25 protein-coding genes are annotated in these 25,564 nt (G+C 64.8%); 19 read left to right on the top strand and 6 right to left on the bottom strand.

The features are described from left to right. The first annotated feature begins 201 nt into the window (after window positions 1–201). The 14 genes from phnG to V2L18_RS13765 all read left to right on the top strand — a co-directional run bounded on the left by phnG (window position 202) and on the right by V2L18_RS13765 (window position 11,801). Window positions 202–633 (top strand): phosphonate C-P lyase system protein PhnG, encoded by a 432-nt coding sequence (phnG, locus tag V2L18_RS13700; protein ID WP_336178825.1) that lies wholly within the window; start codon window positions 202–204, stop codon window positions 631–633. Then, window positions 630–1,259, top strand: coding sequence for a phosphonate C-P lyase system protein PhnH (gene phnH, locus V2L18_RS13705; RefSeq protein ID WP_336178826.1), 630 nt, complete (start codon window positions 630–632; stop codon window positions 1,257–1,259). The genes phnG and phnH overlap by 4 nt, the downstream gene beginning before the upstream one ends. Before the next feature lie 4 nt (window positions 1,260–1,263). Continuing rightward, complete coding sequence (locus tag V2L18_RS13710) at window positions 1,264–2,367, top strand: carbon-phosphorus lyase complex subunit PhnI (RefSeq protein WP_336178827.1); 1,104 nt, start codon at window positions 1,264–1,266, stop codon at window positions 2,365–2,367. Beyond that, window positions 2,364–3,266, top strand: a complete 903-nt coding sequence (locus V2L18_RS13715; protein ID WP_336178828.1) for an alpha-D-ribose 1-methylphosphonate 5-phosphate C-P-lyase PhnJ — start codon at window positions 2,364–2,366, stop codon at window positions 3,264–3,266. The genes V2L18_RS13710 and V2L18_RS13715 overlap by 4 nt, the downstream gene beginning before the upstream one ends. Window positions 3,267–3,295: 29 nt before the next feature. Next, entirely contained in the window at window positions 3,296–4,072 is a 777-nt protein-coding gene (gene phnK / locus V2L18_RS13720; RefSeq protein ID WP_336179128.1) for a phosphonate C-P lyase system protein PhnK, read from the top strand. A 2-nt stretch (window positions 4,073–4,074) separates the two neighbouring features. Next, window positions 4,075–4,785 (top strand): phosphonate C-P lyase system protein PhnL, encoded by a 711-nt coding sequence (gene phnL / locus V2L18_RS13725; RefSeq protein WP_336178829.1) that lies wholly within the window; start codon window positions 4,075–4,077, stop codon window positions 4,783–4,785. Next, on the top strand, window positions 4,782–5,411 hold the full coding sequence (locus V2L18_RS13730) for a DapH/DapD/GlmU-related protein (RefSeq protein ID WP_336178830.1): 630 nt from the start codon (window positions 4,782–4,784) through the stop codon (window positions 5,409–5,411). Before phnL ends, V2L18_RS13730 begins: the two co-directional genes overlap by 4 nt. 190 nt (window positions 5,412–5,601) lie before the next feature. Beyond that, window positions 5,602–6,447: a phosphonate ABC transporter ATP-binding protein gene (phnC, locus tag V2L18_RS13735; protein WP_336178831.1), complete on the top strand. Its 846-nt coding sequence runs from the start codon at window positions 5,602–5,604 to the stop codon at window positions 6,445–6,447. A 56-nt stretch (window positions 6,448–6,503) separates the two neighbouring features. Beyond that, the gene (gene phnD, locus V2L18_RS13740; RefSeq protein ID WP_336178832.1) at window positions 6,504–7,502 is read left to right on the top strand and encodes a phosphonate ABC transporter substrate-binding protein; all 999 of its coding nucleotides are present in this window, start codon (window positions 6,504–6,506) and stop codon (window positions 7,500–7,502) included. Window positions 7,503–7,639: 137 nt separating this feature from the next. Next, on the top strand, window positions 7,640–8,455 hold the full coding sequence (phnE, locus tag V2L18_RS13745; RefSeq protein WP_336178833.1) for a phosphonate ABC transporter, permease protein PhnE: 816 nt from the start codon (window positions 7,640–7,642) through the stop codon (window positions 8,453–8,455). A 214-nt stretch (window positions 8,456–8,669) separates the two neighbouring features. Beyond that, window positions 8,670–9,359 carry a DUF1045 domain-containing protein gene (locus tag V2L18_RS13750; RefSeq protein ID WP_336179129.1) on the top strand — a complete coding sequence of 230 codons (690 nt, stop codon included), beginning with the start codon at window positions 8,670–8,672 and terminating at the stop codon, window positions 9,357–9,359. Window positions 9,360–9,412: 53 nt separating this feature from the next. Then, window positions 9,413–10,555 carry an alpha-D-ribose 1-methylphosphonate 5-triphosphate diphosphatase gene (locus V2L18_RS13755; protein ID WP_336179130.1) on the top strand — a complete coding sequence of 381 codons (1,143 nt, stop codon included), beginning with the start codon at window positions 9,413–9,415 and terminating at the stop codon, window positions 10,553–10,555. Then, window positions 10,555–11,163 (top strand): phosphonate metabolism protein/1,5-bisphosphokinase (PRPP-forming) PhnN, encoded by a 609-nt coding sequence (gene phnN / locus V2L18_RS13760; RefSeq protein ID WP_336178834.1) that lies wholly within the window; start codon window positions 10,555–10,557, stop codon window positions 11,161–11,163. Before V2L18_RS13755 ends, phnN begins: the two co-directional genes overlap by 1 nt. Window positions 11,164–11,222: 59 nt before the next feature. Continuing rightward, window positions 11,223–11,801: a tetratricopeptide repeat protein gene (locus tag V2L18_RS13765; protein ID WP_336178835.1), complete on the top strand. Its 579-nt coding sequence runs from the start codon at window positions 11,223–11,225 to the stop codon at window positions 11,799–11,801. A 16-nt stretch (window positions 11,802–11,817) separates the two neighbouring features. On the opposite strand, the gene V2L18_RS13770 is transcribed toward V2L18_RS13765, so the two are convergent. From V2L18_RS13770 to V2L18_RS13780, 3 genes are all read right to left on the bottom strand, one after another. Beyond that, complete coding sequence (locus V2L18_RS13770) at window positions 11,818–12,372, bottom strand: flavin reductase family protein (RefSeq protein ID WP_336178836.1); 555 nt, start codon at window positions 12,370–12,372, stop codon at window positions 11,818–11,820. Window positions 12,373–12,629: 257 nt separating this feature from the next. Beyond that, window positions 12,630–13,274: a maleylacetoacetate isomerase gene (maiA, locus tag V2L18_RS13775; RefSeq protein WP_336178837.1), complete on the bottom strand. Its 645-nt coding sequence runs from the start codon at window positions 13,272–13,274 to the stop codon at window positions 12,630–12,632. 59 nt (window positions 13,275–13,333) lie between these two features. Then, window positions 13,334–14,557 carry an MFS transporter gene (locus tag V2L18_RS13780; RefSeq protein ID WP_336178838.1) on the bottom strand — a complete coding sequence of 408 codons (1,224 nt, stop codon included), beginning with the start codon at window positions 14,555–14,557 and terminating at the stop codon, window positions 13,334–13,336. Window positions 14,558–14,807: 250 nt separating this feature from the next. On the opposite strand from V2L18_RS13780, the gene V2L18_RS13785 reads away from it, so the two are divergent. Beyond that, window positions 14,808–16,397: an MBL fold metallo-hydrolase gene (locus V2L18_RS13785; RefSeq protein ID WP_336178839.1), complete on the top strand. Its 1,590-nt coding sequence runs from the start codon at window positions 14,808–14,810 to the stop codon at window positions 16,395–16,397. 197 nt (window positions 16,398–16,594) lie between these two features. Beyond that, entirely contained in the window at window positions 16,595–17,512 is a 918-nt protein-coding gene (locus V2L18_RS13790; RefSeq protein ID WP_336178840.1) for a PHB depolymerase family esterase, read from the top strand. Between the two features lie 101 nt (window positions 17,513–17,613). Here the strand turns inward: V2L18_RS13790 and V2L18_RS13795 are convergent, their stop codons facing one another. Both V2L18_RS13795 and V2L18_RS13800 read right to left on the bottom strand, forming a co-directional pair. Continuing rightward, window positions 17,614–18,138 carry a DUF302 domain-containing protein gene (locus V2L18_RS13795; RefSeq protein WP_336178841.1) on the bottom strand — a complete coding sequence of 175 codons (525 nt, stop codon included), beginning with the start codon at window positions 18,136–18,138 and terminating at the stop codon, window positions 17,614–17,616. Window positions 18,139–18,222: 84 nt separating this feature from the next. Next, a complete protein-coding gene (locus tag V2L18_RS13800; protein WP_336178842.1) occupies window positions 18,223–19,434 on the bottom strand; it encodes a YeeE/YedE family protein in 1,212 nt (403 codons plus the stop codon). A gap of 522 nt (window positions 19,435–19,956) precedes the next feature. Here V2L18_RS13800 and V2L18_RS13805 point away from each other — a divergent pair. Then, window positions 19,957–21,231, top strand: coding sequence for an OpgC domain-containing protein (locus tag V2L18_RS13805; protein ID WP_336178843.1), 1,275 nt, complete (start codon window positions 19,957–19,959; stop codon window positions 21,229–21,231). 177 nt (window positions 21,232–21,408) lie between these two features. Further along, window positions 21,409–22,107, top strand: coding sequence for a Crp/Fnr family transcriptional regulator (locus tag V2L18_RS13810; RefSeq protein WP_336179132.1), 699 nt, complete (start codon window positions 21,409–21,411; stop codon window positions 22,105–22,107). A gap of 25 nt (window positions 22,108–22,132) precedes the next feature. On the opposite strand, the gene ade is transcribed toward V2L18_RS13810, so the two are convergent. Then, window positions 22,133–23,857: an adenine deaminase gene (gene ade / locus V2L18_RS13815; RefSeq protein WP_336178844.1), complete on the bottom strand. Its 1,725-nt coding sequence runs from the start codon at window positions 23,855–23,857 to the stop codon at window positions 22,133–22,135. 148 nt (window positions 23,858–24,005) lie between these two features. Between ade and V2L18_RS13820 the strand changes: the two genes are divergently transcribed. After that, on the top strand, window positions 24,006–25,553 hold the full coding sequence (locus V2L18_RS13820) for a CHAD domain-containing protein (protein ID WP_336178845.1): 1,548 nt from the start codon (window positions 24,006–24,008) through the stop codon (window positions 25,551–25,553). Window positions 25,554–25,564: the final 11 nt, after the last annotated feature.

Below are 25,564 nucleotides of genomic sequence, written 5' to 3' on the forward strand. Positions count from 1 at the left end.
CCACGGTCCGTCACATATCCGGTCGGGCCCTTTGTGTCATCGCTGCGTCATTGAAATCGGATACCCCTTGTCGTGAAAGATACACTTGTATAGATAACTATACAACACGCGGTGTTCTCGCCGGATCTGGCGACGCGGTACGGGCCGTCATGAGAGTCTGCCGCAGTCGAGGGACGCGAGCCTGACAGGAGAGGTTTGTCGATGGAACGACGGGAAGTGATGGGCATCCTCGCACGTGCCAGTGTTGAGGAGTTGCGCGGCGCAATCGAAGCCTGGCCCGAGGACGCGCAAGCAGAGCTGCTGCGCGGTCCCGAGACCGGTCTCGTCATGCTGCGCGGGCGTGCCGGCGGTGCCGGTGCACCGTTCAATCTCGGCGAGGCGACGGTTGCCCGCGCGACAGTCCGGTTGTCTTCCGGGGAGATCGGCTTTTCCTGCGTTCTCGGCCGAGATCTCGAGAAGGCGCGGCTTGCGGCCGTCTTCGATGCGGTCTGGCAGCGCGAGGCGGAGGCGGTCGATACGCATCTGCTCAGCCTCGTGCGGCGGCGTCTTGCGGACGAGGCGCACCGCAAGGCGGAAGAAGCCGCCGCCACCCGGGTCAACTTCTTCACCATGACACGCGGAGAGGACCAGTGAACGGCGAACCTCGCAACGACATCCATTCAGGCAATTATTCCGGCGGCTTCCGTAACCCGGTCTTCGATGCGCAAGGCGTTTTCCGGATCGTCCTCGATGCGCTGGCCCGTCCCGGCACCATCCTGCCGCTTGACCCTCGCACGAAGCCGCCTCGGGAACTCCCGCCGCTAGCCGCCGATATCCTTTGCGCGCTTGTCGATCCGGACACGTCGATCTTCCTGTGTCCCTCGCTTGCCAGGGCGGCAGGCACTGCCGACTGGCTGCGGTTTCAGACGGGCGCGCCCCTGGTGAAGACCCCGGCAGACGCCGACTTTGCGGTCGCCGCAAATCCGGAAGATCTGCCGCCGCTTACGCAATTCGGTCCCGGTACGTCCGACTATCCGGATCGCTCCGCCACGGTGATTGTCGCGGTATCCGGCTTTGCGGGTGGTATGCCGGTCGCCCTGTCGGGCCCGGGTATCAAGGAGAGGCAGCCCTTCTCGCCGAACGGCGTTTCGGCAGCCGTCTGGCAGCAGCTGATTGCCAATCACGGGCTCTATCCACGTGGGATCGACGTGATCTTCGTCTCGCGCGAGGCGGTCGCCGGCCTGCCGCGTTCCACCGCAATCGAGATCGGGGAGGCCTGAGCCCATGTATGTCGCCGTAAAGGGTGGCGAGCGCGCCATCCGCAATGCTCACCGGCTCTTGGCAGACAAGCGCCGCGGCTTTCGCGATGTTCCCGACATCACGTTGGAACAGATCGCGACGCAGCTCGCGCTCTCGGTTGACCGCATCATGTCGGAAGGCTCGCTCTATGACCGCGATCTCGCCGCGCTTGCGATGAAGCAGGCGCGCGGCGATCTCATCGAGGCGATCTTCCTCGTGCGCGCCTGGCGTACCACGGCGCCCCGCTTCGGCTTCTCAGAGCCAATCGACACATCGAAGATGCGCATTGAGCGCCGCATCTCCGCCACCTTCAAGGACCTGCCCGGTGGCCAGCTTCTCGGCCCCACTTTCGATTACACCCATCGCCTGCTCGACCCGACGCTTGAAGGCGCCGACATCGAGGAGCCCGCCCGCGCCGAGGTAACCGATGAGGATCGGCCGATGCCGCGCGTCACCGATCTTTTGGCCCACGAGGATCTGATCGAGGGCGACGGCGAGCAGGAAGCGGGGGCGGAGGTCGGCGACCTCACCCGCGAACCCTTGTCCTTTCCGGCCGACCGCGATCTCAGGCTTCAGGCGCTCGCCCGTGGCGATGAGGGCTTCCTGCTTGGGCTCGGCTATTCCACCCAGCGCGGCTACTCCCGGACCCACCCCTTCGTCGGCGAGATCCGCATCGGCGAGGTCGAGGTCGAAATCGAGATCCCGGAACTTGGCTTCACCGTCTCCATCGGCGAGATCCAGGTGACCGAATGCCAGATGGTTACGCAGTTCAAGGGTTCGGCCAAGGCGCCGCCGCAGTTCACCCGCGGCTACGGTCTCGTCTTCGGTCAGGGCGAGCGCAAGGCCATGGCCATGTCGCTGGTCGATCGGGCGCTGAGGGCGCGCGAATTCGGCGAGGACGTCGTGGCACCCGCGCAGGATGAGGAATTCGTGCTCTCGCATTCCGACAACGTCCAGTCCACCGGCTTCGTCGAGCATCTGAAACTGCCCCACTACGTCGACTTTCAGGCCGAACTCGACCTCGTGCGCCGCATGCGCCGCGAATACGAGGAGCGTTCGGCGCAGGAGAGCAAGGAGGCCGCGGAATGAACGAGTTCTCCGCAATCGACGGCAAGGATGCCGCCCCCGTCTACAATTTCGCCTATCTGGATGAGCAGACGAAGCGGATGATCCGCCGCGCGCTTTTGAAAGCCGTGGCGATCCCGGGCTATCAGGTGCCCTTCGCCAGTCGCGAGATGCCCATGCCCTACGGCTGGGGCACCGGCGGCGTGCAGATCACGGCCTCGGTGCTGGGGCCGGACGACATTCTCAAGGTCATCGACCAGGGCGCGGACGACACGACCAACGCGGTCGCCATTCGCGGCTTTTTCGAGACGACCGCCCGGGTGCGCACGACGACGGTGACGGAGGAGGCGACGGTCATCCAGACCCGCCACCGCATTCCCGAGACACCGCTTGGCGCCAACCAGATCCTCGTCTATCAGGTGCCGATCCCGGAGCCGCTGCGCTATCTGGAGCCGCGCGAGGTGGAAACCCGCAAGATGCACGGGCTCGCCGAATACGGCCTCATGCACGTCAAGCTCTACGAGGACATCGCGAAACACGGCCACATCGCCACAACCTACGCCTATCCGGTGAACGTGAACGGCCGCTACGTGATGGACCCGTCCCCGATCCCCAAGTTCGATAATCCGAAGATGGACGATTGCGAGGCCTTGCAGCTCTTCGGCGCGGGTCGTGAAAAGCGCATCTATGCCATCCCGCCGCACACCTCCGTCGTCAGCCTCGATTTCGAGGATCATCCCTTTAAGATCCAGACCTTCGACGAGCCCTGTGCGCTGTGCGGGTCGCGCGGCGTCTACCTCGACGAGGTCATCCTGGATGATGCGGGCGGTCGCATGTTCGTCTGCTCCGACACGGACTATTGCGAGCGCCACAGGCCCGAAGATGGCTCGGCTCCCGTTGCCGGTTGGGAGGTCGATCAATGAACGAACACGTTGAAACCCCGCCGGTCGCCATCGAAGACTTGCCGCTTCTGCGTGCCTCCGGGCTGACCCGCTTCTACGGCGACCGGATCGGCTGTCGCGATATCTCGCTGTCGCTCTGGCCCGGCGAAGTTCTGGCGATTGTCGGCGAAAGCGGATCCGGCAAGACGACGCTTCTGAACTGTCTCGCCTCGCGCCTGACGCCGACTGCCGGCTGCGTCGAATACCGCATGCGCGACGGCACCGTGCGCGATCTCTTCCGCATGTCGGAGGCCGAACGCCGCGTGCTGATGCGCACCGACTGGGGCTTTGTCCATCAAAACCCGATCGACGGGTTGCGCATGTCGGTCTCAGCCGGTGCCAATGTTGGTGAACGGCTGATGGCGGTCGGCGCCCGTCACTATGGCAAGATTCGGGGTGAGGCAGAACACTGGCTGGAGCGCGTCGAGATCGCCACCGATCGCATCGATGACGACCCACGTTCCTTTTCCGGCGGCATGCGTCAGCGCCTGCAGATCGCGCGCAATCTGGTCACCGCACCCCGCCTTGTCTTCATGGACGAGCCGACCGGCGGACTTGACGTTTCGGTGCAGGCCCGCCTGCTCGATCTCATCCGCCACCTCGTCGCAGATCTCGGGCTGGCTGTCGTCCTCGTCACCCACGACCTTGCCGTCGCCCGGCTGCTGTCCCACCGGATGATGGTGATGAAGGGCGGTTCGATCATCGAGCAGGGACTCACGGATCGCATCCTCGATGATCCGCGCGAGCCCTATACCCAGCTTCTCGTCTCTTCCATATTGCAGGTGTAGCCATGCCTTCCCGTCTCATTCTCACCGATATCGGCAAGAGTTTCGTCATGCACTTGCGCGGCGGTGTAACGATCCCGGTCGTCTCCGGTGTCTCGTTTTCCATCGACGCGGGCGAATGCGTCGTGCTCGGCGGTCCCTCCGGCATCGGCAAGAGCTCTATCCTGAAGATGATCTACGGCAACTACGGCGTAGAGGCCGGCCAGATCATCTGCGCCTGCGAGGATGGCAAGCTCATCGACATCGCGTCTGCCGATGCCCGGACGATCCATGCGCTGCGCCGTCGCACCATCGGTTATGTCAGCCAGTTCCTGCGCGTCGTCCCGCGCGTCTCCGCGCTCGACGTGGTGGCCGAGCCGCTGGCCGCGCAGGGCGCAAGCCACGAGGAGGCGCGCCGTCGCGCGGCCGAACTGCTCGCCCGCCTTAACCTGCCTGAAGCGCTGTGGGATCTGCCGCCCGCGACATTCTCCGGCGGCGAGCAGCAGCGGGTGAACATCGCGCGCGGCTTCATTACCGACCACGCCATCCTGCTGCTTGATGAGCCCACCGCCTCGCTCGATGTGCAGAACCGTGCCGTGGTCATTGATCTCATCGCGGAAAAGAAGAAGGCCGGCGTCGCCATGCTCGGCATCTTCCATGACAGGGATGTGCGCGAGGTTGTGGCCGACCGCGTCATCGACGTCGCGGCCTTCTCAAGACGGAGCAATGCGGCATGACGAAGCTGTCCGAAACCCCGGACGTCCACGAAAGCGCGGAGGTCGTCGCCTCCACGCTCGGGCGTTACACCGCCGTGGGCGAGCGCTGCCAGGTCACCGAGAGTACGCTCGGCGACTATTCCTATCTCGTGCGGGACTGCGAGATCTGGGCCTCCGATATCGGCAAGTTCTCCAATATCGCCAGCCACGTGCGCCTCAACGCCACCAACCATCCGATGGAGCGCGCGACGCTCCATCACTTCACCTATCGCGCGGGCGACTATTTCGATGACGCGGAGCACGAGGCCGATGTCTTCGACCGGCGTCGCGCCAACCGGGTGCGGATCGGGCACGATACCTGGATCGGGCACGGCGTGACCGTGCTGGCCGGCGTTACGATCGGCAACGGTGCGGTGATCGCCGCCGGTGCCGTGGTGAACCGGGACGTGGCGCCCTACACGATCGTCGGCGGGGTGCCGGGCAAGCCGATCCGCCGCCGTTTCCCTCAGGAGATCGCCGATCGGCTCGAAGCGCTGGCTTGGTGGGACTGGTCGCACGAGAGCCTGCGGCATGCCCTCGACGACTTCCGGTATCTCCCGATAGAGGCGTTCCTCGATCGTTATGAGGCCAATCCGCCCATGGCATGACGCAGTGGAAGTGCGGCGCGATTTGCCGTGTTGCTCAAGTTCGTCAACAAGTATCTGGAAGTTAAATCGAAATCGGTGCTGGTGGTTATTTTACGGCATCGTTTTCAACAGTCACGCAACCGTCACAAAAGCGAGACACAGGTGCAACAGATACGCGCTACCCACAGTGAGCAAAACACGGGATGCTCACATGGTTGCCGTATCGATTGACGGACTGACGAAAACGTTCGGCCGCAAGCGCGCTCTCGATGGCGTAAGCGTCGAAATCCCGGCCGGTCAGATGGTGGCGCTCATCGGAGCTTCGGGCTCCGGCAAGTCGACCCTCATCCGCCATATAGCCGGGCTCGAACGCGGCGATGCCGGACGGATCGCCATTCATGGCCGGGAGATCCAGTCCGCCGGCAAGCTCTCAGCGGAAGCGCGCGACATGCGTCGCTCGATCGGCGTCATCTTCCAGCAGTTCAATCTGGTTTCCCGTCTTCCGGTCATCACCAATGTCCTGATCGGCTTCCTCGGCCAGATCAGCCGGTTGCGGGGCACGTTGGGTTTTTTCTCGGAGTCGGAGAAGCAGGCAGCGATGCGTGCGCTTCACCGTGTCGGCATTTCCGAACAGGCGCGTCAGCGCGCCTCCACCCTCTCGGGCGGCCAGCAGCAGCGTGCCGCGATCGCCCGCGCTCTCGTCCAGGGTGCCCGCCTGATGCTTGCTGACGAACCGATCGCCTCGCTCGACCCGGCCTCGGCGCGCCGCGTCATGGAAATTCTGGCGGGTATCAACAAGGAAGACGGCATGACCGTCGTCGTCTCGCTGCATCAGGTCGAATATGCGCGCCGCTACTGCCCGCGCACCATCGCCATGAAGGACGGAGCCATCGTCTATGACGGCCCCTCCGTGGCGCTCGACACCGCCTTTCTGAAAGAACTCTACGGCGAAGCCTCCGAAGAGCTGATCCTGCCGGATGCCCCGGTTCAGGACCGGCTCCGCGAGCGGCCCGTCGTGGCCATCGGCTCCGGCGCACCGGCGCTGGCAACTGCCTGACCGGATACGTCGGGCCCATTCGTCCACATGCCCAAACCGTCCAGATGGAGGACAGTATGAACGCGTTTTTCAAGGGGGCCGCAGCGGCCGCCCTCGCCCTTTCGCTCGGCACCGCCGCGCACGCCGAGACGAGCGAAATCAACTTCGGCATCATCTCCACGGAATCGCAGCAGAACCTGAAGCCGCAGTGGGACCCGTTCCTTGAGGCGATGGAAAAGGCGACGGGCATGAAGGTCAACGCCTTCTTCGCCTCCGACTATGCCGGCGTCATCGAGGGCATGCGTTTCGGTAAGGTCGATGCCGCCTGGTTCGGCAACAAGTCCGCGATGGAAGCCGTCGACCGCTCCGGCGGCGAGGTCTTCGCCCAGACCGTCGATGTCGAAGGCAACCCGGGCTACTGGTCCGTCCTGCTTGCCCAGAAGGACAGCCCGCTGAACTCGCTCGACGACGTTCTCAAGTGCGACAAGTCGCTGAACTTCGGCATCGGCGATCCGAACTCAACGTCCGGTTTCCTGGTGCCGACCACCTTCATCTTTGCCAAGAACGGCATTGATCCGAAGGAGTGCTTCAAGACGGTGCGCAACGCCAACCACGAGACCAACGCTCTCGCGGTCGCCAACGGCCAGGTCGATGTTGCCGCCAACAACACCGAAAACCTCGCGCGTATCGAGAAGACCAACCCGAAGGCCTTCGCCAACCTCAAGGTCATCTGGAAGTCGCCGCTGATCCCGGCCGATCCGATCGTGTGGAACAAGAAGCTCGATCAGGCCACCAAGGACAAGCTCTACACGTTCTTCATGAGCTACGGCCGTCTCGGCACGCCGGAAGAGGTGGCCAAAGCCCGCAAGGTGCTGGCCGGTCTCGCTTGGGCTCCGTTCAAGCCCTCCTCCGATGCCCAGCTCTACGCAATCCGCGTGATGGCCATCACCAAGGACATGTTCAAGATCCAGGCGGACGACAAGTTCTCCGCCGAGGAGAAGGCCGCCAAGCTCAAGGAACTGGCTGCGGAAAAGGCCAAGTACGAGAAGCTGATGGAGACCGTCCCGCAGGTCTGATCCTGCGCCATGCGCGCTTATCCCGGCGGCGGCACGATACGTGCCGCCGTTTCGGGGCGGATGGGCCACACGAACACACTCCCACCCCGGTCCCCCAAAAGCACGAACCCGCTCGCCCGCAACCCCCGGAAATCCTCATGACGACATCCACCCCGACCGCCGCGCCGCAGACGATCGCCTTGCCGCCCAAGGATCTTTCGCGCAGGCTTTACGCCTATGTCGTGTGGGGGGCACTGGCGATCGCGCTCGTGTGGAGTTGGGCGCCGGCGGAAATGGGCCGGTTCACCTATCTCTTCAGCGATTCCGGCAACATGGCGGAATACGCGTCAGGCTTTCTCAGCCCGAATTTTCATGACTGGGACTACTACGTCCAGGAGATGATTCTCACCGTGCAGATCGCGCTGTGGGGCACGGTGCTTGCCATCTTCTTCGGCATTCCCTTCGCGATCCTCTCCTCGTCGAATGTCGCACCGATCTGGATCGTCCAGCCCGTGCGCCGGCTGATGGATGCATGCCGCGCGATCAACGAGCTGGTGTTCGCCGTGCTTTTCGTCGTTGCCGTCGGTCTTGGACCCTTTGCCGGCGTCATGGCCCTCTTTGTCCACAATCTCGGCATCATCGCCAAGCTCTTCTCCGAGGCTGTGGAGGCGATTGATCCCTATCCGGTGGAAGGCATCCGCGCGACCGGGGCATCCAAGCTGCAGGAGATCGTCTACGGCATCATTCCGCAGGTGGCGCCCCTGTGGATCTCGTTCTCTCTCTACCGCTTCGAGACCAACGTGCGTTCCGCCACGGTTCTCGGCGTCGTGGGCGCCGGCGGCATCGGACAAATCCTGTTCGAATCGATCCGCGGCTTCTACTATGGCGAAACCGCAGCGATCCTGATCATCGTCGTCATTACCGTCACGTTCGTCGACCTGCTGTCGCAGCAGCTTCGCAAGCTTGCGATTTAGCCGGTTAACCGACGTCTGCCGGCCGATGTTGATCGGGGGGATCCGGCCCGGTTCGGGATGTCCGATCGGGCAAGGGACCGACCGAGGCTGCGACAGGGAGCCGGTCATGTCTGGTGCCCGCACGCCGACGGACCAGACAAGGCGTCTGGTCCGGACATCAGGCCGGCCTTTTGCGCCCGGTCCGTTTGAGGATCCTTTGCCAACCATGTCCCGGATGCGTACCGCCATCTACTTCACGCCGCCGCCCGACCACCCGCTCACCCTGGCCGCCTCCCGCTGGCTTGGCCGCAACGCCTACGGGGATCCGGTTGTCGACGGCCCCTTCCTGAACGGGCTCGCGCCGGAGGAATGGGTCGAACTCACCGCCGCGCCGCGCCGCTACGGCTTTCACGCCACGCTCAAGGCGCCCTTTTCGCTGGATGTTCACCGCTCCGTCGCAAGTCTCGACAATGCGCTCCAGTCGTGGTGCGCGGAAACCGCTCCTTTCGTGCTGCCGTCGATGGAGATCCGCCAAATCGGATCATTCTTCGCCCTCGTTCCGGCCGCGCCGAGCGCGGAGTTGCAGAAACTGGCCGGAGATGTCGTGCGCGCCTTCGAACCGTTCCGCGCGCCGCTCGACGATGCGGAATTCGCCCGCCGCACCGCGGCTAAGCTGACCAAGTCACAGGTCGAGAACGTGCGCAAATGGGGCTACCCGTATGTGTTCGACGATTTCCGCTTCCACATGACGCTGACCGGTCCGGTTCGCGAGGGAAGAAGCGCCGAAGTCGTGAAGCTTCTTGTCCGTCAATTCGCCGGATTCATTGGCAAGCCTATGCCCATCGACGCGCTGACGCTCTTCGTTGAGCCTGCTGCCGGCGCCAATTTCACCGTCTTCTCCCGCCACGCCCTGCGCGATCCCTGACCGCCGGAGGCAAGGTTCCGTCCCGTTCGGGCGCAATGTCCCGCAAAGAGGCTCTGATGACCGAAACCGTGTTCCGCAATGCCCGTCTGGTTCTCCCCGACACCGTGATCCAGGGCGACGTTCTTGTGCGAGACGGGCTGATCGCCGCGATCGATGCCGCGTCTTCCCCGGATCGGGGAGAGGACATGGCGGGCGACTGGCTGGTGCCGGGGCTCGTCGAGCTTCATACGGATCATCTGGAAAGCCACTACATGCCGCGCCCCAAGGTGCGCTGGAACGCGCTTGCCTCCGTCCAGGCCCACGACGCCCAGGTCGCAGCCTCCGGCATTACCACGGTGCTCGATGCGCTGCGGGTCGGCATGGACGAGGATTCCCGGGTCACCTCCGCCGACATGCGGCTTCTGGCCGATGCCATCGAGCACGCCCAGAACGCGGGGCGCCTGCGCGCGGACCACTTCCTGCACCTGCGCTGCGAGGTCTCCTCGCCGGACGTGATGGAAGGCTTCAAGCTGTTTGAGGCAGACGACCGCGTCCGTCTCGCCTCGCTGATGGATCACACGCCCGGCCAGCGCCAGTTCGTGAGCCTCGAGGCTTACAAGATCTATTATCAGGGCAAGACCGGCATGTCGGACGACGAGTTCGCAGCCTTTGCCGCCATGCGCCAGTCGCTGGCCGGCAAGTATTCCGACACCCACCGTGAGCAGATCTCCGCCGTCTGTCACGAGCGCGGCATCGTTCTCGCCTCCCATGACGACGCAACCGACGCCCACGTGGCCGAAGCCGAGGCCCAGGGTATTGCGGTTGCCGAGTTCCCGACGACGCTGGAAGCCGCCCGCGCTTCGCACAAGGCCGGCCTCAAGGTGCTGATGGGCGCGCCCAACGTGGTGCGCGGTGGCTCGCATTCGGGCAACGTGTCCGCCCGCACGCTCGCGGAGGAAGGCTTGCTGGATGTGCTCTCTTCCGACTACATCCCGTTCTCGCTGATCCAGGGCGCCTTCATGCTGGCGGAAAATGTCGACGGCGTTTCGCTGAACCAGGCGATCAACATGGTCACCAAGGCGCCGGCCGAGGCGGTTGGTCTCACCGACCGCGGCGCGATCGAGGTCGGCCGCCGCGCCGATCTGGTGCGCGTCTTTACCGAGGAGGAGGTGCCCGTGGTGCGCTCCGTCTGGCGCGAAGGCGTGCGGGTGTCCTGATGGACATGGCGAAGGCGCGCGACGGCGAGAGCCGCTCCGGTACCGGGCCGATGACGGGCTGCTTCGTCGCCGTCGTCGGGCCCAGCGGTGTCGGCAAGGACAGCCTCATCGCCTATGCCCGGGAGCGTCTGGCCGGCGATCCGCGCTTCGTCTTCGTGCGCCGGATCGTGACCCGCATCGCGGATGCGAGCCTGGAGGACCACGACAGTCTGAGCCCCGCCGAGTTCGATGATGCGCGCGCTTCCGGCCGCTTCGCCCTTGCGTGGCGTGCCCATGATCTGGGCTACGCGCTGCCCGGCGAAATCCATCGCGATCTGGCGATTGGCCGGACCGTCATCGCGAACATTTCGCGGGCCAGCATCGAGGTCGCCCGGATGGAGTTTTCGTTTTGCCGCATCGTTTCAGTTACCGCGCCGCGCGATGTCGTGGCGCGTCGGCTCGCCGCGCGCGGGCGCGAAAGTGCTGCCGAGATCGAGGCCCGTCTTAACCGTGATCAACCGTGCCCGTCCGGGCCCGGCGTGATCGAGATCGACAATTCCGGCGAACTGGCGGATGCTGGCGCACGTCTGGTTGCCGCCCTTGAGGAACTGACCGCGTCGCGCGTGTGAAGGCGATGTGGATATTCGGGCGGTGACGATGTGGGCCGCCAGGCGACGGAGGAGGCGACGTGACCGAAAACCCGGGACAGCGTTTCATGTCGGCTGCCGCGCGCAAGGACTGGCCCGTTGCCGAGGCCGCCTTGCGCGATCTCCTGAAGAGCGCCCCGGACAATCCCTCCCTCCACTACAATCTCGCTCTCGTTCTGCGCAGACGGGAGCGGCATGAGGCCGCGCTTGCGGCCCTGCGCGCCTGCCTCGCGCTGAACCCCTCCCATCGGGGAGCCCGGTTCGAGGACGCGGCTTGTCTCATGGATCTGGGCCACCTGCGCGCCGCAGAGGCCGCCTTCACGGCCTATCTGGAGGCTTTTCCCGGCGATACGGACGCGCACGGCTATCGCGCCCGGCTGCGCCTGCGTCTGGGCGAGCCGCAAAAGGCGCTTGAGGATTGCGAGACGGCACTGAAGGGCAATCCGGAACTCAGCCTCTCGCGGGCGCAGGCCGTGTGGGATCTCGGCAGCACGGAAGCGGAGGAGGCCATTCTCTGTCCGCTCTATCGCGGTGCGCGGAAGCTCCGTCCGGCGATCCTCAGGTTGATCGGCTCGGGGCCGAACGGCAGCGTGACGCTGGATTCGGGCGCGCCGAGCTGATCCGCGGCCCGTTCGCTCAGCTCACCTTCGTGAACAGTTCCCGGCGTTCGATCACGTCGCCGGCGATCATGAACTCGCCATCGCCCATGTAATGGATGGTCTTGGGATGTTCCATCCCTTCTGCCACGTGCGCCTTGACGATCTCGAAGATGAAATAGTTGTAGTTCGGCACCATCGCGTCGTCGTAGAGCTTGCACTCGAAGGAGGCGAAGCACTCGTCGATCAGCGGCGCGGAAACCCTTTCCGCCGGGCTTGCCGTCAGGCCGAACTCGGCGAACTTGTCGACCGCGGTCCCGGTGCAATTGCCGATCTTGGAAACGATGTCGGCCAATTCCACCGTCGGCAGGTTGATCACGCACTCGCCCGATTGCCGGATCATCTCGAAACTGTGGTTGCCGGAAGAAATCATGCAGCCCACAAGTGACGGCGCAAAGGCCAGGATGGAATGCCAGCCGAGCGTCATGATGTTCGACTTGCCGGCATGATGGGAGGAGACCAGCACGACGGGGCCGGGCTCCAGGAAATGGCGGGCCTCGACGACGGGGAAGTCGTGCTTTTCGGGCCTGGTCATCGAAGTTCCTTTCGAACCTGTTCTCCGGCGCGCCCTTAAAAGGCTGTGCGCCATTCGAATTGGTCCTCCCGTTCCTCCCCGTGATCTGTTGCCTCCCGGCCGTCCCTCCGTGGCCTCTCCTCCAGCTGCGAGCTTATATCATTCAAGGGTACAACTTCCGCAAGGCAATCTGCCGCATGGGAGCCTGTCGCATGTGCATGGCTCGCCACTTTTCGCTGAGCATGGTTGACGCAGGGTTGCCTGTTTGTGCCTGCCGCTCAGGCTTCCGCATCCGGTTGCCGCATCGGGGCTGCAGCCGCGAAGGCCTCCACCTCCTGCAAGGCATCGAAGATCCGGTTGATCGTCGGATAGGGCGTCATGTCGACGCCGAAGCGGGCGTTGTTCAGCACCTGCGCGTAAAGGCAGCAATCGGCAAGCCCCGGCGTGTCGCCATGGCAAAAGCGGCCCGTATCTGCGTCTTCGGCGAGCACTTTTTCCAGCGGCGCGAAGGTTTCCGCCACCCAGTGCCGGAACCAGGCGGCCACGGCCGCCTCGTCGGCGCCGAACTCGGTTTTCAGATGCGTCAGCACCCGAAGGTTGTTGACCGGATGAACCTCGCAGGCAATCGCGTAGGCGATCGCGCGCACCCGCGCGCGGCCCAGCGGATCGCGCGGCAGGAGCGGCGGTTCGGGGTGTACCTCATCGAGATACTCCATGATCGCCAGCGATTGCGTGAGAACGGTGCCGTCATCGAGTTCCAGCGCCGGCACGAGCCCCTGCGGATTGAGCGCGAGGTAGCGCTGGCTGCGCTGCTCGCCGGCCTTCAGGTGCCAGGGCTGATAGCGGGTGCTGATCCCTTTCAGGTTCAGCGCGGCGCGCAGCCGGGTCGAGGTCGATGAGCGGAAATAGCTGTGCAGGATCATTCAGGCGTCTCCTCCCGGTGGTTTGCCCGTCGGATCTGCCTATAGCACGCCTTCAGGCTTCATGCCTTGAGCGAACCGCGGCGCCACAGTCCCGGTTCGCTCAGCCAGACGACGAGGGCCAGAAGCGGAAGCGCGAAGCCGATCAGTGAGGAAAGCAACCAGCCGCCTTGCGCGAACGACCAGCCGCCGATCGCCGAGCCGGCCGCACCCATCAGGAAGAACGAGGCCATGAACACGCCGTTGAGGCGGCTGCGATATTCCGGGGCGAGCGAGAAGATCTCGCGCTGGCCGAGCGACATGCTCGCCGTCGTGCCGAAATCGACCAGTACGGCGCCGAGGACCAGCAGGGCGAGGGAGACGGGGGTGCCGGGCGTCGCCACATGCGGGATCACGAAGGCGAGCGCGCTCACCAGAAAGGCGGCGGCACTCGCCGGTCGCGTCCAGCCGCGATCGGCAATGCGTCCGGCCACCGGCGCGGCAATCGCACCCGATACGCCGGCCAGCGCAAAAAGCGCGATGGCGCCCTGGCCGAGCCCGAATTCGGGTCCGCTGAGGTAAAGCGGAATGGCCGTCCAGTAGAGCGAGAACGCGCCGAAGAGACAGCCCTGATAGAAGGCGCGTCGCCGCAGCACCGGTTCCGTCCGCATCAGGCCGAGCATGGAGGTGATGAGTTGTCGGTAGGAGAGCCGTGAGGCCGGGCGCCGCCGTGGCAGCGTCGCGATCAGCAAGGCGCCGAGCACGACCATCAATCCCGCCGACAGGAAGAAGATCGTGTGCCATGAACCGATTTCGGCGACGAAACTCGCCAGCGGGCGGGCGAGCATGATGCCAAGCATCAGCCCGCTCATGACGTTGCCGACGACCTGGCCGCGCACCTCGTCGGGGGCCATGTGCGCCGCGTAGGGCACCAGCACCTGCACCGCCACCGAGCCAAGGCCGATCAGCGCCGCCGCCACGAACAGCGTCGCGGCGCCGGGCGCGAGTGCTGCGCCCAGAAGGCCGAGCGTCGCCAGCCCGATCAGCGCCAGCACCAGCTTGCGCGTTTCCACCAGATCGCCGAGCGGAACGATGAACAGCAGCCCCGCGCCATAGCCGAGCTGGCTCAGCGTGACGACAAGGCCGGTCGCCTTTTCCGAAAGCCCGAGCGAGGCGCTGATCGGGCCGGCGAGTGGCTGGGCATAATAGATGTTGGCGACAATCAGGCCACACGATGCGGCGAGCAGCAGCGTGATCCAGAAAGAAACGGCCCGCGGGCCGGCTGCGGGGCAGCTGGTCGAAGACATGGTGGCTCCGGTGGAACGGGGTGGATGCGGCAACAGGGCGGGAAGGCGCGCGCCGCAAAGGGCCTGTAGAAAGCGTCCTGCCGCGATTTAGGCAAGGCCCGTCGCCATATCAAGTGCCAAATCCCCATCCCCCCCCCACTGTCAGGCCCCCCCCGGGCTGCATCGCTTGGCCGTCTTGCGTGTCCAGCACAGACCTGCTTCAACGGGAAAGGGCGCGCGGCGCCGGAGGAAAACGAGGAAAATCAGATCCATGTCTCTTACCATGCGCTTTTGCGGAGCGGCCGGGACGGTCACCGGCTCCTGCTACTGGCTGACCACGTCGCAAGCCTCGTTCCTCGTCGATTGCGGCATGTTCCAGGGTAACAAGACGCTACAGGCGCTGAACTACGAGCCGTTCCCCTTCGAAGCCGCTGAGATCGATTTCGTCCTCCAGACCCACGCCCATATCGATCACTCCGGCCTGCTGCCGAAGCTCTATGCGTCGGGTTTTCGCGGCGCCGTCCACATGACGTCCGGCACCCGCGATCTTCTCTCCTTCATGCTCGCCGACAGCGCCTTCATTCAGGAAATGGAGACCGAGCAACTCAACCGCCGTAACGCGCGACGTGGACGGCCGCAGGTCGCGCCCGCCTATACGAAGGCGGATGCGGCCGAATGCCTGAGGCTGTTTCGCGCCGTGGATTACGAACGCTGGGTGGAGGCCTCGCCGGGCATCCGCTTCCGCCTCTGGAACGCGGGCCACATCCTGGGCTCGGCCTCGATTGAGCTGGAGATATTGCAGGAGGGGCAGGAAAAGCCGCTGCGCCTGTTGTTCTCCGGCGACATCGGGCCCGACCACAAACTCTTCCATCCCGATCCCGAGGCCTCCAGCGACTTCGACGATGTCATTTGCGAGTCGACCTATGGTGGCCGTGCGCGAACCCGGCGCAACGAGGAGGAGCGGCGCGAGATCCTCGCGCACGAGGTGCGCGCTGCCCTTCAGGCGGGCGGTAATCTGCTGATCCCGAGCTTCGCTGTGGAGAGGACGCAGGAACTGCTTGCCGATCTCACGTTGCTGGAACAATCGGGGGCAATAGATCACGCTCCCGTCTTTCTCGACTCTCCCCTCGCCATCCGCGCGACCGAGGTCTTCGAGCGTCATGCCCGCGAACTGGAGCATCTGAGCCGTCAGCCGCATCTCATCGACAATCCCAACATCCGCTTCACCGAGACGGTGGACGAGAGCAAGGCGATCAACCGCATTCGCGGTGGCGCGATCATTCTGGCGGCAAGCGGCATGTGCGATGCTGGCCGCATCCGCCACCATCTCAGGCAACACCTGTGGCGGCCGGATTCGACCGTGCTTCTCGTCGGCTACCAGGCACCAGGCACACTGGGACGACTGCTGAGTGACGGCGCATCGGAGGTCACGATCCAGGGCGAACCGGTCAAGGTGCGCGCCCGCATCCGGGAGATCGACGTCTATTCCGGTCATGCCGATCACGGCGAACTGGTCGACTGGATTGGCGACCGCATGCCGATCCGCCAGCTTATCCTCACCCATGGCGATCCCGAGGCGGGCGCCGCCTTGCGCGAGGCGGTCGTCGCCACCGGCTTTGCGGCGGATCATGTGGTTCTGCCGCAGATCGACGACGTCTTCGATCTGGAAAGCGGGCGATTGGTGCCGGGCGATCGCCGCAAGGCGCGCCGGGTGGAGCCCGATGTGATCGTGCGGCCCGACTGGCACAACGACGCCGCGCAGCTTCTGCTCGACATTCGCGAGGAGATCGACCGCGCTGCGGACGACCGGGCCCGCAAAGTGGTGATCCGCCGTCTGAGGCGAGCTCTTGAAGAAAGCTGATCCCTGATTTCAAGGGCTTACTGCGCAGCATGGGCGCAAAACGGACGCGCGGACGGGGACGCGGAAGTCCATGTCTTTGGGGCCGGGCCCTTATTGGGCCGCATTCGTCACGCTCCTGTGAGCGGAGCAGGCGATGCTTTCATTGACTTTGGAAGTGCCGCCGGCACAGTCGATGCATCATGTGTGAAAGGCCCCGTATGACCAAGGCACGGTGGCTCTCGGCGGGCGGCATCAAGCTCCTCGGCCGCGGCTTTCTCTGCGGTGCCGCTTTCGCCGGCCTGATGCTCGGGCTCACGCCGGCGGACACGGCGGAAACCAAACAGCCGCCTGCGCTGCCCGGTTGCGGTGTAGATGAACCGTGCCGCGTTCCCGATGGCGAATACCGCGTGCGCATGCCGAAGGGCTGGGACGGGTCTTCCCGCGTCGGCGCGATCCTGTTTCTGCACGGTTACGGCGGAACCGCCGAGCATGAGATCAACAACAAGGGGCTGATCGCCGCGGCCTCGGAGCTGGATCTCGCCCTCATCGCCCCGCAAGGGCAGGAGCGTTCATGGTCCTTTCCCGGGCCGTACCGCCAGCAGCGCGACGACCTCGCCTTCATCCGCTCCGTCCTCGACGATACGGTGGCGCGCCATTCCGTCGATCCCGACCGGATCATGGCCTCGGGCTTTTCCGTCGGCGGATCGATGGTCTGGTACCTTGCCTGCTACATGGGCGACCGGTTTGCCGGCTTCGCACCTGTCGCCGGCGCCTTCTGGGAACCTCTGCCCCAGGATTGTCCTGGACCGGAACCCAATCTGTTCCACGTTCACGGAACGCATGACACGGTCGTGCCGATGGCGGGGCGGATGATCAGCGATGTCGGTCGTCAGGGCGACGTCCGCAAGGGCTTTGCGCTGTGGGAGGCGAAGGGCGCCTGTACGGACGAGGCATCGGTAGAATTCGCACCGGAGGGACTGGAGCTCGCCTGCGAGCGGCGCACCGAGTGTGCTGGAAAGACAATAGAGCTCTGCCTGCATTCCGGCGGGCATGTCTTCAAGACGGCTTGGGTCAGGCGCGCCTGGCAGGAGCTTGCGGCGATCAAGGGCTGGAAAGTGCCAGCCCGCGTCGAATGAGGCGTGCCGGGCGGAGAACGAAACGACTTGCGCCGGCAGGCGAAGGCTCTCGTTCTCGCTCGAAATCTCCACCTGTCTTGCTTGCCACAAGTGCAGCGGCCTCAGTTCACCCGGGGTGCTGGGACCTGTGACCCGTCTTCTTCGTCGGAACGGATCGTGCGCACGGCGATCGCCTTGAAAACCGCGTCCAGTTCGTCGGCGACGGCGCGCAGCGTGTCGCCGCCTTCCTCGAAATACGGCTTGAAGATCATGTGCGGCGTCTTGTAGGCGAGCGTTGCCGTTCCGTCAGCGTTTTCCGTCACGTAGAAACGCACGGGCGCCTCGATGCCGGCGGCGATGGAGGCCGACAACATGCGGCGGGCGAGGTCGTTGCGAAACACGCCAAAGATCCGGTTGCCGCGAATGTCGATCCCTTGCGCGCGTGCGCTGTCGGAGGCGCTGGCCTGCGTGACCAGGTTCATGTTCTCCGCCGCAATCGCCCGTTTCAGCCGATCGCTCAGATCGTCGAACGTGTAGGGCGTTGGCTGGATGATCCAGCCGGGTCGCTTGGGCCAGATGGGTTCGGCCGAAGCGCCGAGCGTGCCCGCCATGAGAAGGGCTGCCAGGGCGAGGGCGATGATACGCATTCTACTCTCCGGGAAAGAATCATCTTTTCGTCCCGAGATAGGCGAAAAGACGATCCGTATACCGAAGAAAAATGCGGATTCCGATCACTTCCGCACGCTTGCGACAACAGGCCCTGAAGGCGCCGTAACGGCATGTTGGGGGCGGGCGGGATCCATGCCGGCGAGACGCCGCAGCGGCAATGCGGCAACCGAACCGGCGAGCGCGAAGGCAAACCAGATCCAGCCGTGCAGCGAGCCTGAGATGATGCCGCCGAGATAGGCGCCGATGTTGCAGCCGAACGACAGGCGCGCGCCGTATCCCATCAACAGCCCGCCTGCTATGGCGGTTGCCGCCTCCATCGCGGTGATGGAGCGCTTGGGCCGGAACTTGCCGGCAAGTGCCGCCGCCGCCATGGCGCCCGCGATGATGCCGAAATTCATGACCGAGGTTGCATCCGCGAAGACCGAGCGCTCCGTCACGGCCGCTTTCATGCCGCGCCAGTACTCCCAGCCGGTGACATCGATGCCCATCGCATAGGCGATCTTCGCGCCCCAAAGCGCAAACCCGGAGGTGATGCCCCAGGGGCGGCCAAGAACGACAAGCGTTGCGATGGAGACGACCGCGATGGCGACGGCGCCGAGAACGAGAGACCAGGGACCGGTCAAAAACGAACCGGCCCGGCCCGTCTCTTCCAGCGCGCCATGTTTGCGCTTTTCGAGCCGGATGCTGACGAGCGCGATGAGCGCGAGCAGGCCGGCGGTCACGGCGAACGCGCCGAACGGTCCGAATTGCGCGATGAGTGAAAAACCTTTTTCTTTTGGCAGCGAATTCCAGAACGGAATATGCGCCGTTGCGATCACCGAGCCGGCCACGAAGGCGGCGAGCGTCACCACCATACGGCTCGATCCGCCGCCCACCGTGAACAGCGTGCCCGATGCGCAGCCGTTCGCGATCTGCATGCCGATACCGAACATGAACGCCCCGACGACCAGCGCGACGCCGATCGGGAACACGAAGCCGTTGACAGGAATTCCGAAATCGCGACCGTAGTGCATCAGCGGATAGGCGATCGCGACGGTCGTCACGATGAGCACGAACTGGGCCCTGAGCCCCGCGCCGCGGCGCTCGCGCAGGAACCGGCGCCACGCGGCGGTGAAACCGAAGCTCGCGTGGTAGAGGGCGAAGCCCGCAAGGATGCCGATCATGGCGCCGACGCCGACGCGCCAGCCTCCTGCCTGCCATCCGGCGACCGTCACGAGCGCCATTGCCGTGCCGGACGCGCCCAGCACACGGACTTGTGTGTTGCTTGTAATCATTGGACTAACGAGGGTTTTCCTGACGCGTTCCGCAGCTGCGGCCGATCATTTTCAACAGGAGATTTCATGCGAGCCGACCTGCTGCCCGTCACATCCGCCCAGGCATTGTGTCGCCTGCTGATGGAACGGCCGAGGTTGGCCGAAACGGCTGGACAAGCGCATCGCATGGCCCTGGAGATCCGTCAACGCAACGGCGCCGGATCGGCTGAAACGCTTTGTCTTGACAGTCGGGCGCTTTGGTTGCAGCGCCGCCGCGGCTCGGATGTCTTCGCCATTCGTCGGCCCGCCGTCATCGCCCGGACGTTGGGGAAGGGAACGTCCGGGGCGGTAGCGCGTTCTGCATGTAGGCACTGCCACAAATTCGTCGCAAGATTCACGAAATGACCCTTTGACGGCTATGCGCGGATCAGGCAGGAAATTGCGCCCCCGACCGCGGCGATGCGGGACCGGTGGCAGTCCGGACCGGACGAGGCGCCTTTTAGCCTGCGCCTGCCGGGTGACACAGAGGTTCCCGCTCAAAGAATGGACAAGACCCCGCCTCTCACGCTTGCTGCCCCGACTTCGGCCCCTGATCTGGTGTCCGATCTGGCAAGCGATCATCGACCCGGCCAGCGCCGACGCGATCCGCGTCTCGATTTCTTCCGCGGCCTCGGCATGTTCATCATCTTCGTCGCCCACCTGCCCGGCAACTGGGGCGCCTTGTGGATCCCCGCCCGTTTCGGCTTTTCCGATGCGACCGAGATCTTCGTCTTCTGTTCCGGCATGGCTTCGGCCATCGCCTTCGGCCGCGTTTTCGAATTCATCGGTTGGCGCATGGGCACCGCCCGCATCCTCTATCGCATGTGGCAGGTCTACTGGGCGCATGTCTGCCTGTTCCTGGTGATCGCCTCCATGCTGGCGCTGGCAAACGGCTCGGGCTGGTTCACGCCCGACTATGTCGGTGAACTGAACCTGCACTATTTCTTCGACAATCCGGCCGTCAACCTGCCGGCCTTCCTGACGCTGACCTACGTGCCGAACTATTTCGACATCCTGCCCATGTACATCGCCATCCTTGCGATGGTGCCTGTCGTCATGGGGTTGAGGAGGATCGGCGGGCCGGGCCTCGCCATGGCCGCAGTTGTGGCGATGTGGCTCGTTGCGAACTTCCGCCTGGTGGAGCTGCCGGCCGAACCCTGGTCGGACAGACCCTGGTTCTTCAATCCGTTTGCCTGGCAGCTCTGCTTCTTCACCGGCTTTGCCTTCATGCGCGGCTGGCTGGCGCCGCCGCCGGTCTCCCGTCCGCTGATGATCGCGGCGGCCGTGGTCGTCGTCGCAACCGTTCCCTTTGCCTATTTTCGCATTCTGGAAGCGGTGCCAGCGCTGTTGGAAGCGGCGCGCACGATCCTGCCCGTCACCGACAAGACCCATTTCGGCATCCTGCGCTACGTTCATTTCCTGTCGCTCGCCTATCTCGCCTGGATCGCCGCCGGCGAGGGCGGACGGCGCCTCTTGGGCAGCGGCGCATGGGGTGTCTGCGTGCGTATCGTGCAGAAGGTCGGTCAGCAGTCGCTCGCCGTCTTCCTGATGAGCCTCGTCGCCGCGCAGGCCATCGCCATCGCACGCGACACCGTCTCCGAGAGCGGTTTCGTGGCGCAGGTCCTTTCGAACCTCTTAGGCTTCGCGATCCTGATCGCCACCGCCTATCTGGTCGGCTGGTTCAAGCAGGCCCCCTGGGCGAAAAAGCACCAGAAGCCGTCGTCCGGTCATCGCCAGGTTCCGTTGCCCGCACAACCGGCGACTGCCGCAGCGGAATAATTGCAAGTGGAAGTTGGTCTTTGGAGAAAAAAGAACTAGCGTTCTCAAATATTTCTGGGCATCAGGCTTCCCGACGATTTCTTACCGCGCTTTCTTGTCTTATCCTCTAATTCGCGTTTGTCGCGGCAGGTGGCGTGCCGTCGCAGAAGTGTGAAGAGGGGGCGCGTCTTGAAAGCCGTGGGGCCGGTAGGCCGCGATCTGCGAGCTGTCGCGATTTTTGAAAAACTTCCCGACGATGCGCTGGCGCGTCTGTCGGTGGCGTGTCAATGGGGCGCCTATGACGAGGGCGAGGAGATCGTCCCCTACCTCGATGAACGCGACGATGTCTATTTTCTGACGAGTGGTGCCGCGCGGGTGATGATCTATTCGCGTGCGGGCAAGGCCGTCGCGTTCCGCAATCTGCAAACGGGCGACCTTTTCGGTGAGCTCGCAGCCATCGACCATGGGCCTCGTTCGGCACGGGTGGAAGCATCCGACACGTGCGTCGTGGCGCGGCTTTCCGCTGAGGACTTTTACAGGGCCATGCGCGACGAGCCCGGCGTCATGGAAGCCGTGACCCGCCACCTCGTGGCCCAGATCCGCGATCTGACGGCCCGCGTCTTCGCGTTTTCCACCTTGCCGGTCAGGGCGCGCATCGAGGCGGAGATCCTGCGTCTGGCCGGCGATCCGCCGGACGATGCGGCGCCTGTGATGATCCGCCGCTTTCCCACCCACGGCGATCTGGCGGTGCGCGTTTCCACCCACCGTGAAGCCGTGACTCGGGAGATCAACCGGCTTGCGCGCCACGGCATCCTGCGCCGTGCGGGCCGCGATCTCGAGATCCTCGATATCGCGGCTTTGCGTGCGATGGTGGAGGAAAGCGGCAGCGAAGAATAGTCGAGGCTGTCCCAGTCGCGTCCGTTCACTCGATCAGCGCGAAGCGGTCCACGTCGAACATGCCGAAGTCGGTGATCTTCAAGTGCGGGATCACCGGCAGGGGCAGGAAGGCGACCTGCAGGAACGGCTCCGGCAGCGTGCAGCCGATCTCGCGTGCCGCCGCGCGCAGCACCAGAAGCGCGTCATGCACCTTCTCGAAGGGTTGGTCCGACATCAGTCCGGCGATCGGCAGCGCAAGCTCCGCCCGCACGACGCCGGCCTCCGCCACCGCGAACCCGCCCTTCAGCTCGATCAGCCGGTTGACCGCGGTCGCCATATCGGCCTCGTTTGCTCCCACGACGCAGATGTTGTGGCTGTCGTGGCCGACCGAGGATGCGATCGCCCCGCGCTTCAGGCCGAAGCCCGTGACGAAGCCACGGCCGATATTGTCGTTGATGCCATGCCGCGCCACGACAGCGACCTTGATCGCATCCTGCGTGGTGTCGATCGAGGCACCGCCGTCATGCACCGGCAGGTACATCTCGCGGTGCTCGGTCAGGATCAGCCCGGCCTTGACCCCGATCACATGCGTTGGGCCGTTGTGCGCCGGCACCCTGAAGCTGTCGGCGGTCACCGGCTTTGCCTTCATGCTCGAAAGCCCGACCGGATCGACGGCCTTGCGCGCCGCAAAGGCCGGCGGTTCGACGGGCCGGCCGCCGGCCACCACCGAATGCACCTTGCACCGTTGAACGTCGTCGAGCAGCACGATATCGGCCCGCCAGCCGGGCGCCAGGATGCCCCGGTCGCGCAACCCGAAGGCGCTCGCCGCCGACCAGCTCGCAACCCGGTAGGCATGGTGGAGCGGCACGCCGCGCGTCTTGAGGTCCGCGATCAGCCGCCCGATCATGTGGTCGAGATGGCCTTCCTCCGCGATATCGAGAGGGTTGCGATCGTCAGTACACAGCGCCATGAACGGGGAAGTATTCTCGTTCACCAGCCCCTTCAGCGCCTCCAGATCCTTGGAAACGGAGCCCTCGCGGATCAGCACGCTCATGCCCTTGGCAAGCTTTTCGCGCGCCTCGCGCGCGTTCGTCGCCTCATGGTCGGTGCGGATGCGGGCGGCGAGGTAGCCGTTCAGATCGAGCCCGGCGAGAAGCGGCGCATGCCCGTCGATATGTCCGCCCTGGAAGGCCGCGAGCTTGGCGATGACGGCGTCGTCCGCCGCCAGAACGCCCGGGAAATTCATGAACTCGGCAAGGCCGATCACCTTGGGATGGTCGACGAACGGTAGCAGATCGGCGATTTCCAGCCGCGCGCCCGAGGTCTCGAACGCGGTCGCCGGCACGCAGGAGGAAAGCTGCACCCTCAGGTCCATCACCAGCGTCTCGGCGCAGGCCAGGAAATAGCGGATACCCTCCGCCCCCAGCACGTTTGCAATCTCGTGCGGATCGCAGATGGCGGTGGTGACCCCGTGCGGCAGCACGCAGCGGTCGAATTCGTGCGGGGTGACGAGAGATGATTCCACGTGCAGGTGGGTGTCGATGAAGCCCGGCACGGCGATCCGGCCGGCTGCGTCGATTTCGCGCAAGCCCTCGTAGGTGGCGTGGGTTCCCACGATCCGGTCGCCGACGATGGCGATATCCGTCGGCGTCAGCGATCCGTCGATGACGCTGAGCAAGGTCACGTTCTTCAGCACAAGATCGGCCTTTTCCGCGCCCCTGCCGGCTGCGATTGCCCTTTTCAGGAAATTCTCGTCGTGCCTCATGGTCATTCCTTTCGAGGGTTTCAGGCCGCGTTTCGAATATTTACTTAGCCGGCTATATGAGTATTCCGCAATTTGCGGGCTTGGACAGGTCGCTGGCCGATATTAGTCTTCGCCCGGTCTTATCGACCTGGCAAAAAATTGGGGCGCGCGTACCATGTCTGCATCGAACCGGGAAGCCGAACTCAAATTCGAGTTGCAGCCAGCCGAAATGGACCGCCTGCGCACCCACGCCGCCCTGCGCGAGCTGACCGTCGGCCGCGCCAAGACCCAGACACTCCTCTCCATTTACTACGATACCCCGGATGACGCGCTGTTCAACGCGGGCCTTTCGTTGAGGGTCCGCAAGGTCGGGCGCAAGTGGATCCAGACGGTCAAGCAGGGCAAGGCGCTGAGGGGCGGCCTGTCGACGCCGATGGAGCTGGAGGCGCCCGTCAAGGGCCGGGAGCCCGACATGGACGCGATTTCGGAGCCCGCGATTGCGGAAGAACTCGTCCGGCGGATCGGCGAAGGCCCGCTTCTTGCCCGCTTCGAGACCCGCATGCGCCGCACGACGCGCGTCCTCAGCGTGGAGGAGGGCGTCATCGAGTTCGCGCTCGACAGCGGCGAGATCGTCGCCGGCGAACAAACGACGCCGCTGGCGGAGGCGGAACTGGAGCTCACCTCCGGGTCGCTCGGTGCGCTCTATACGGTTGCGGCGCGGTTGTTCGACGACGGGCCGATCCGCTTTTCCGCGCTCAGCAAGGCGGCACGCGGCTACAGGCTCGCCCGTGGCGAGGCGTCCGACACGATCGAACCGTCGAAGGGGCTCGATCATCGCATGGACCCGAAGATGACGACGGAGGAAGCCTTCGCCGATATCCTGCGGGCCTGCCTCGACCAGATCGCCCTCAACCGGCTTGCGACAATCGCCGGCGACGATCCGGAGGGCCCGCACCAGCTCCGCGTGACGCTGCGCCGCCTGCGCTCCGCGTTCAAGGTGTTCGCGCCCATCGCGGATACGCCGCAGACCCATCTGCTAGACGCCGAGGCCCGGCGCATCGGTCTGCTGGTTGGCGCCTTGCGCGATGCCGATGTGATCATCTCGGATATCGTGCAGCCGGCGGCCGGTTCCGCCCCCGATGGCGCCAGGGCGCTTACCGCGACACTCGAGTCCCGCCGCGTGAAGACCCGTGCTCAGGTGGTGGCCGCCCTTTGCGAGCCTTCCGTCAATGCCTTCCTGCTCGATCTCGGCCGTTATACGGAAACCCGCGGCTGGTTGAGCGAGGAGATCGACCAGAGCGCGCGCCTCGCCGGCCCGATTGGTGAATTCGCGTCCGGTGCGCTGGAGCGACGTTGGAAATCCTGCGCGAAGGCCGCAAAGGGGCTTTCGAAGCTCGACACCGAGCAGCGACACGCGCTGCGCAAGAAGCTGAAGAGCCTGCGCTACACGGTGGAATTCTTCGCCGCTCTGGCTAAGCCGAAAAAGCTCAAGCCGTTTCTCGATGATCTGAAGGCGCTGCAGGATGTCTTCGGCTATCTGAACGACGTCGCCATGGCGCGCCGGCTCGCCGACGTCGATCCCGGCACGCGCTCCGACCGTGATCAGGCCCTCATGGCCGCCGGCTACGTGATGGGCTGGCATCAGGCCAATGCCGACCACGCCTGGGGCGATGCCAAGGCGAAATGGAAGGCGCTGGAACAGGTGGCCAAGTGGTGGCGGTAGCGGGCGCCGGT

It is taken from the genome of Breoghania sp. JC706 (assembly GCF_037026715.1).
Taxonomy (GTDB): Bacteria; Pseudomonadota; Alphaproteobacteria; order Rhizobiales; family Stappiaceae; genus Breoghania.